This is a genomic window from Armatimonadota bacterium, from assembly GCA_017993055.1.
Lineage (GTDB): Bacteria > Armatimonadota > UBA5829 > DTJY01 > DTJY01 > JAGONM01.
On the sequence record JAGONM010000067.1, the window covers coordinates 1 to 7,298 of the forward strand.

Here is a 7,298-nt window from a genome sequence, read left to right on the forward strand (position 1 = left end):
GACGGCTCTCTCGTGGCGGCAGGGGCAACCATCAGCAGGGTCGTCGGCAAGCTGGAGGCCCACAGGGATCTGGACGCACTGAGGGAGGAGGCGGCTCATGCGAATACCCGCTGACATCAGGATCAAGTTCATCATCGGCGCTTGCTTGTGGGCAGGTTGCCTGGTTGTGTGGATGAGGTAACTACACCGGCGCAGTACCGGCCGGTCCAGGAGGACTGACGTGTACGCATTCGGTAGTGCCGGAGCCGACCGGTTATTCGGCGTGGAGTTGTTCGGGGTACTGCTGATCGCCCTGGGTGTGGCGTGGGCGGTCGGGAGAGTGAGGCAAAGGAGGGGTTATGTCGCTCGGCACAGCAAAGCGCGAGGCCGACAGAGAGACCTATAGGAGTGGGCTTACCCACTATGCCGTTGAGTTGTCAAACGGCGATTTCGCGGTGGCGACCTTCGAGCGGTTCACGTTCGATCTGCCCGAGGGGTCGCACATAGTCTACATTCCCGGCGAATAAGCCGGAGCAAAGGAGAGGACCAATGAACGAGACGGTCAGTGCCATGCTGAAGGCCGCGAAGGACGCGGCGGAGACGAAGCGGGAGAAGGCAATCCTCCTGCACGGGCTGGTGGGCGATGTGGAGCTCGCCAAGCTGGATTTGGAGGCGCGGGAATCGGAGCTGATGACCGAGATATGCGCCGAGACGAACGGGGACGGGAAACCCCGGTATTCCAACGAGACTGCGCGGAAGGCCGAGCTCGCCGTGCGCATCCAGCAGGACGACAGATACAACGACTGCTGGAAGGTGCTGGACGCGGCCAAGCTGGGCGTGACGAACGCTCAGGCCGACAGGGACTATGCCCACGATCTGCACAGGGCGTACACGGCGGCGATGACCGCCATGAGCGGCGACTAGAGGGGGTGAACGCGATGATCCAGACGGGCTACAACCTGCTGAAGCGCGGCGAGGGTGAGTACACCGTCCTGACTCCGGAGCACAAGGAGTACGCCGTCGATCTGACGGCCGAGACGTGTACCTGCCCGAGGTATCAGTTCGGGCAGCGCCCCTGCAAGCACATCGAGTACGTCCGGCAGGAGACACAGCCCAAGCTCGAGAGACAACCGAGGCGGCGAAGACCCGCCCTTGGGGTGAGCGTGATGGTCGGCGGCAGGCCCGTCACCGAGACACGCGAGGAGTTCGCGGCTCGAATCGAGCGCGACATTCTGATCGACTTCTGACAACGAAAAACGCAAGGAGAACACTGAAAATGGCAGTCGTAAAGATCGTAGAGAACAGCGTATTGGACACGGGCGACTACAAGGTCTGTGTCACGGACATCGGAACCGAGACCGGCCAGTTCGGTGAGCAGGTGAAGTTCGTACTGGACGTTGAGGGCACCGGCGGCAAGCAGCTCTTCTACTGGTGCTCACTCACCGGCTCGACCAACGGCAAGCTCTTCAAGACCGCCAACGCTTTCGGGATGAGCCTCGAGCCGGGATCTTCGCTGGACCTGGACGACCTCGTAGGCAAGCGGGCGGTTGCGTCCGTCATCGTGAAGGCCAAGGACGACGGCTCGGAGTTCAACAAGATCGAGAGCATTCGCCCGATCAGGGCAAAGGCGACGGCGGAGAAGAAGCCCGATCCCTTTGAGGACGAATAGACGCACGCCGACACGCCGGGGCTGGGGGCATGAGGCTCTCAGCCCCATACTTATGATTTCCCACTGGGAGTAACCAGATGATCGACCGAATACGGGAGGCCGCGAACGTCGCGGAGTTGGTGTCCGCGATGGTGGAGTTGCGAGGGTCGGGCGTGAGGCTCGTGGGGAACTGCCCCTTTCACCAGGACACCAACGCAAGCCTCACGGTCTACACGGACAGCAACTCGTGGCACTGTTTCGGATGCAAGCGCGGGGGTTCGGCCTACGATTGGGTGATGGAGCGGGACAAGTGCAGCTTCGTTGACGCGGGCGTGACGCTTGCCAACCTCACAGGCATCCCGTGGGGCCAGATGACCGAGGCCGAGGGCGAGGACCACGACCTGCGCGTCGAGGCGTATGCCATCCTCGCGGCCTACGCCGACAAGTGCGGGGAGAAGCTGCAGAAGACCCCGGCCGCGCTCGACTACCTGCATGAACAGGGGATCACGGACGAGTCTATCCGCGAGTACCGGATAGGGTACGGCATCGAGATCAGGGAGAACACGATCACCGAGCCGATGTACCATGCCGGACTCGTCAAGAGCACAGAGCACGGCCTCTGGCAGCCGATGAAGGGGCGCATCGTGTTCCCGGTCATCCAGCATGGGCAGGTGGTCCAGTTGTCGGGGCGGCGGATGCCAGGGAGCAAGAGCGACAAGAAATACATATCCCTGCCCGTGACGCTTGCCATCTCTGGCATCGTTCCCTGGAACAGTCACCGGCTCAGGGGCGAGAAGTGCATCCTGGTAGAGGGCGTCAAAGACGCGATATTGTTGGAGCAAGCCGGATTCCCGGCCTGCTCCACCATCTCCAGCCTGTTCAAGGCGGAGTGGCGGAAGATGCTCAGGGACCGGACGCACTACCTCTGCTGTTACGACGGCGACGAGAACGGGGCCGGACAGGATGCGAACCTCGCGGTCGCGACGATGCTCTCCGATTGGGGCCATCGGGTGTCCATAGTCTCGCTGCCCGTGCCGTCCGATCCGGCCGACTTCATCCAGGCCGAGGGTGCGGGCGCGTTCCAGGCGCTCGTTGACAGGGCCGAGACGTTGACCGAGTTTATGATCGGGCGGCTGCCGTCGTCCCTGTCGGAGCACGAATACGATTCACTGCTGTCACCGATATTCGCCACGATGTCCGGCCTGCCCGAAAGCGCGAAGGAAGCCTATATCGCCAGACTGAGCAAGACGATCAGTGTGCCGAAAGCCGCACTCAGGACGGACATCCAGAAGCTGGGGAAGAACGGCCACGCGAGGCCGGAGGCCGAACCCTTCAGCGAGGGCGCGGCCGACAACATCGAGTGGCGGAAGACGGACCCGATCAAGTTCAATCCCGCGCAGGACGTGATCGGCGGCACACTCTACTACACTATATATCTCCAGATGTCGAGCGGCGCGTTCATCCCGTTCATTGTGACCAGCAAACGCGAGTGCTTTCCTATGACCCGCGAAACGCTGCTGGAGCGCGACTATGTTCTGAGGACCGCGCTGCCGCCGTCGGATACGGGCAGATGGAGCATCGGCACCGAAGTCCCCTACAACGTCAAGGACTATCTCGACGGGAAGACGGAGATCGATTCCGCCGAACTGTACGCGGAGATAAAGGGTTACTTCGAGCGGTTCATACTCCTGCCAGACCCCCTGTTCTATGACTTTCTCGCACTCTGGGTCATGGGCACCTACGTGTTCCGTGCCATAGACGCCTACGGCTACGTGTTCCTCTGCGCCATCAAGGGCGCGGGCAAGAGCCAGACCATGACGATAATCGATTACCTCGCATTCAACAGCAAGAAAGCGGACACGATGACCGAGGCCAGCCTCAAGCGGTCGGTGGCGGGCGACTCCTCGACCATCTTATACGACGAGGCGGAGAAGCTCTGGAGGAAGTTCGAGAAGGACGAAAGCTCGTTCCAGGAAGTCATCAAGGGCGGGTACACGCGGTCGGGCTCCGCTATGAGCGTGAATAAGGATACGCACCTGCTCGAAGAGTTCCCCACGTATTCGCCCAAGGTGTTTGCCAACACGCGAGGCATGGACGAGACCATCGGAGACCGGTGCATCATGCTGCTCATCAAGAAGACGGTGAGTGAACTGCCGCAGTTCGTAGATGCGGAACAGGCCGGGAAGCTGAAGGTGATCCGCAATAAGCTCTACTGCTGGGCACTGCAGGAGATATCGAACCTGCTGGAGGTCAAGGACGGACTTCGCAGACCGAAGGGCCTGTCTGGCCGGGACTGGCAGCTCTGGCACGGCGTCTTCATGATCGCCGCCCTGCTCGACGGTTACAAGGCTGTAGCGCCCGCCGACATCGAGACGAACAGCGGCGAGATCAAGCATACCGAAGGGCTTCTCGACCGGATGCACCTGATGGCTGAGGAGCGGAAGCGGTCCAAGATCCGTGAGGAGGAGGAGGAGAATCAGGAGCTCCGCACACTGATGGCGATCTGGGATTACTGCTGCGAAACGGCCACGCTTGACGATTGGTATCAGGCGTCCGAGATATGCGAGGCCGTCCGATCCGCGCTCGGCCGGGAGAAGTACTCGTCTACGACGCTGTTCCACGCGATGCACAACAAGCTCCACATAATCGACCCAGAGCGCGACAAGGACCGCCGCCGCATACCGGGCGTCAAGGGTGGGCCGAAGACGGTGTATCGGATCAACAGACTGACCGTCCAGCAGGTGGCCCGCGAGTCGTTCGGTGCCGAGCTGGTCGATCCTTACGCGGTGGACGAGCCGGAACAATGATGTGTGCAAGGTGTGCAGAGTCTGCACGGGGTTTGTGCAGGGTGCGTTTTCAACCCTGCACACCCGAAAAACCCTTATATCATGCGGAAAACTTGGCGCTCGACGGGCTGTGTGTGCAGGGTGTGCAGGGTTGGAGGCCAAAATACGCACCCCCGTTTTGCGCGTGCGCGTCTGGGGCGGAGCAGAGAGAGCTATACACGCGCAAAAGCAGTGCCGTGTTTTTTCCCTGCACACCCTGCACACCCTGCACACACACCCAAAAAACCCTTATATCACAAGGGAAAATGGGTGTGCAGGGTCTGGAGCATACCCTGCACACTTCGGCCCGTACCCTGCACAAAACAGGCGAATTGGAGGATTCGTACCCATGACGACGGACGAACTCGCGGGAATCGTGATGCAACGGATCGACGACCTGGGCGGCGGCTACTCGTTCGTGGAGATGAAGCGCGACCTGTCCAGACACATCAATGTTGACGGCGACATCGCCATCGAGTGCCGACCCAACTGCATACTCTGGGGGAACGTGAGCCAAGCGGTCTTCGAGGTGTTTGATCAGCTTTGGAGATCCGAAACGATCCTGCTGAAGCGGGTTTCACCGATGATCTATGTGCTCGACGGAGTGTGCTCGACGCTGCCTATCGTGAAACGGGAGCCGAAGCGCGGCTACAAGAAACCGCACTGGCTGCCGGTAGTGATGTGCCGTAACGATAGAAAGGAGGAGCAGTGATGGCTAGAGGCATCGTGAACGCATCATCGGCGGCGAAGATGACCGCCATGACTATCGAGGATCATGGTCTCCCGCTGCTGGAGGCCGTCAGCGAGAAGAGGAAGGAGGCTACGCGCCGGTACGCGCCCGAGGAACTGGATGCGATGGCCGGGGAGGAGTCGCGGCTCTGCGCGGAGCTGCTCGACGCCGACCGGTGGGAGAAGCTGCAGAAGCGGCTCGACCGCTACGGCTCGATACTGGAGAACCCCGAGCACCCGGACTACCCGGCCGACACGGAGGAACTGGCGGAACGAATGGCGCGGTACGGGGAACTCAAGGCCGAGTACGAGCGCAGAATCACTGAGACGATACCGAGGCAGGAGAAGCTCAGGGAGACGCTCATAGGGGAGGGACGGACGCGGCCCGAGTGGACCTGCAAGTGCGGCGGCTGGATTCCGGCTGCCGGAGCGACGATGTGCGCGTTCTGTTGGCAGAGGGCGCAGGGGGCAAAGGAGGGGGAGGATTGAGCACTGCATACATCGGCATTGACCCCGGCACGGAGGGCGCGATCGCGGTCCTCTGGCCGGACACCAGCACGCCAACGTTCTTCGACATGGGCTCGGACCATGACCTGATCGACTTCCTACGCCGGGTCCAGGACGCGGCTCGGATCCCCAATGGTCACGACCTCGCCGCGGTGCTCGAGAACGTGAACTCGTTCGGCATGGGCAGACAGTCCGCGTTCAAGTTCGGCGGCGCGTGGCGGGGGGTGCGGGTGGCGTTGATCGCCCTCGGCATCCCGCTGGTGGCCGAGCCGACAGCCGCACAGTGGAAGAAGGCCGTCTTCGGCGCGACCATCAAGGGCCTCGACAAGAAGGGGCTGAAGACGGCGTCTAGGGACAAGGCGCGGGAACTATTCCCATCGGCGGCTCCAAACCTTGCGCGGGTCAAGGACGCGGACAGGGCCGAGGCGCTTCTGCTGGCGCACTACGGGAGGATGACGGCGCACAACGGCCCGGTGCGCGGCATCCCCGTCGGGGCGCTGGACGCGGAGTGGGAGATAGAGGAGGTGGAGGCGTGAGGTCACCATACCCATACTTCGGCGGGAAGTCCAAGGCCGCACACCTGATCTGGAACGCACTGGGCGACGTGGATAACTACGTCGAGCCGTTCTTTGGCTCCGGTGCTGTCCTACTGGCCCGACCGGACGAGCACCAATGGTGGAATCGCACAGAGACCGTGAACGACATTGACGGCATGATCGCAAACTTCTGGCGTGCGCTACAGGCCGAACCGGACAGGGTAGCCGAGCACGCCGATCATCCGGTCAACGAGAACGACCTGCACGCCCGACATGCGTGGCTGGTGGGGCAGAAGGACAGCCTGCAAGCGCGGCTAGAGGGCGACCCCGGCTTCAGCGACCCGAAGATCGCGGGCTGGTGGGTCTGGGGTACGGCTTGCTGGATCGGTTCAGGGTTCTGCTCCGGCAACGGCCCCTGGAAGGTAGTCAACCGGCAGCTAGTCCACCTTGGCGACGAAGGCCAGGGTGTCAACCGGAAGCTAGTCCACCTTGGCAACGGCCAGGGTGTCAACCGGAAGCTAGTCCACCTTGGCGGAGGCCGGGGTGTCAACCGGAAGCGGGTCCGGCTGTCAGGGTTCGCGGAGACAGGCGTCAACGCCCGTCTCGATCTGGTGGAGTACATGCGCGAATTGGCAGACCGCATGAGGCGCGTCCGTGTCTGCTGCGGCGACTGGAGCCGGGTATGCGGGCCGTCCGTCACGGTCAATCACGGACTGACGGGCGTGTTCCTTGACCCGCCGTATTCAGCCAGTGCGGGCAGGGCATCGGGCCTCTACCGCCGAGACTCGCTAACCGTAGCGCATGATGTCCGTGATTGGTGCTTGGAGAATGGATCCGACCCACTCCTGCGGATCGTCCTTGCGGGCTACGACAGGGAAGGGCATGAAGCGTTGGAATCGGCAGGCTGGCGTGTCCACGCATGGAAAGGTCCGGCGGGGTTCGACGGACAAGGCGACGGCACGAACACGAACCGCACCAAGGAGCGGCTGTGGCTGTCGCCGGGGTGTGTTGACGCGCTGGCACAACTCCCACTGATCGAATCGCGGACCTGACAGAAAGGAGCATACCCATGAC

Annotated in this window: 9 protein-coding genes; all 9 read left to right on the forward strand. The window is 62.2% G+C overall.

Features of this window, described 5'->3' with window-relative positions:
• The first annotated feature begins 338 nt into the window (after window positions 1-338).
• Complete coding sequence (locus KBC96_15160; GenBank protein ID MBP6965731.1) at window positions 339-506, forward strand: hypothetical protein; 168 nt, start codon at window positions 339-341, stop codon at window positions 504-506.
• Window positions 507-528: 22 nt separating this feature from the next.
• Window positions 529-903, forward strand: coding sequence for a hypothetical protein (locus KBC96_15165; protein MBP6965732.1), 375 nt, complete (start codon window positions 529-531; stop codon window positions 901-903).
• A 14-nt stretch (window positions 904-917) separates the two neighbouring features.
• Window positions 918-1,226: an SWIM zinc finger family protein gene (locus KBC96_15170; protein MBP6965733.1), complete on the forward strand. Its 309-nt coding sequence runs from the start codon at window positions 918-920 to the stop codon at window positions 1,224-1,226.
• Window positions 1,227-1,255: 29 nt separating this feature from the next.
• A complete protein-coding gene (locus tag KBC96_15175; GenBank protein MBP6965734.1) occupies window positions 1,256-1,648 on the forward strand; it encodes a hypothetical protein in 393 nt (130 codons plus the stop codon).
• Window positions 1,649-1,725: 77 nt separating this feature from the next.
• Entirely contained in the window at window positions 1,726-4,434 is a 2,709-nt protein-coding gene (locus tag KBC96_15180) for a hypothetical protein (GenBank protein MBP6965735.1), read from the forward strand.
• Between the two features lie 367 nt (window positions 4,435-4,801).
• The gene (locus KBC96_15185; GenBank protein ID MBP6965736.1) at window positions 4,802-5,164 is read left to right on the forward strand and encodes a hypothetical protein; all 363 of its coding nucleotides are present in this window, start codon (window positions 4,802-4,804) and stop codon (window positions 5,162-5,164) included.
• Entirely contained in the window at window positions 5,164-5,670 is a 507-nt protein-coding gene (locus tag KBC96_15190) for a hypothetical protein (protein MBP6965737.1), read from the forward strand. The genes KBC96_15185 and KBC96_15190 overlap by 1 nt, the downstream gene beginning before the upstream one ends.
• Window positions 5,667-6,224: a hypothetical protein gene (locus KBC96_15195; GenBank protein MBP6965738.1), complete on the forward strand. Its 558-nt coding sequence runs from the start codon at window positions 5,667-5,669 to the stop codon at window positions 6,222-6,224. Before KBC96_15190 ends, KBC96_15195 begins: the two co-directional genes overlap by 4 nt.
• Window positions 6,221-7,276 (forward strand): DNA adenine methylase, encoded by a 1,056-nt coding sequence (locus KBC96_15200; protein ID MBP6965739.1) that lies wholly within the window; start codon window positions 6,221-6,223, stop codon window positions 7,274-7,276. Before KBC96_15195 ends, KBC96_15200 begins: the two co-directional genes overlap by 4 nt.
• The last annotated feature ends 22 nt before the right edge of the window (window positions 7,277-7,298 follow it).

Excerpts from the sequence above, each read along its gene's own strand:
- KBC96_15160 (MBP6965731.1), top strand. The coding sequence starts at position 339 with ATGTCGCTCGGCACAGCAAAGCGCGAGGCCGACAGAGAGACCTATAGG.
- KBC96_15165 (MBP6965732.1), top strand. The coding sequence starts at position 529 with ATGAACGAGACGGTCAGTGCCATGCTGAAGGCCGCGAAGGACGCGGCG.
- KBC96_15170 (MBP6965733.1), top strand. The coding sequence starts at position 918 with ATGATCCAGACGGGCTACAACCTGCTGAAGCGCGGCGAGGGTGAGTAC.
- KBC96_15175 (MBP6965734.1), top strand. The coding sequence starts at position 1,256 with ATGGCAGTCGTAAAGATCGTAGAGAACAGCGTATTGGACACGGGCGAC.
- KBC96_15180 (MBP6965735.1), top strand. The coding sequence starts at position 1,726 with ATGATCGACCGAATACGGGAGGCCGCGAACGTCGCGGAGTTGGTGTCC.
- KBC96_15185 (MBP6965736.1), top strand. The coding sequence starts at position 4,802 with ATGACGACGGACGAACTCGCGGGAATCGTGATGCAACGGATCGACGAC.
- KBC96_15190 (MBP6965737.1), top strand. The coding sequence starts at position 5,164 with ATGGCTAGAGGCATCGTGAACGCATCATCGGCGGCGAAGATGACCGCC.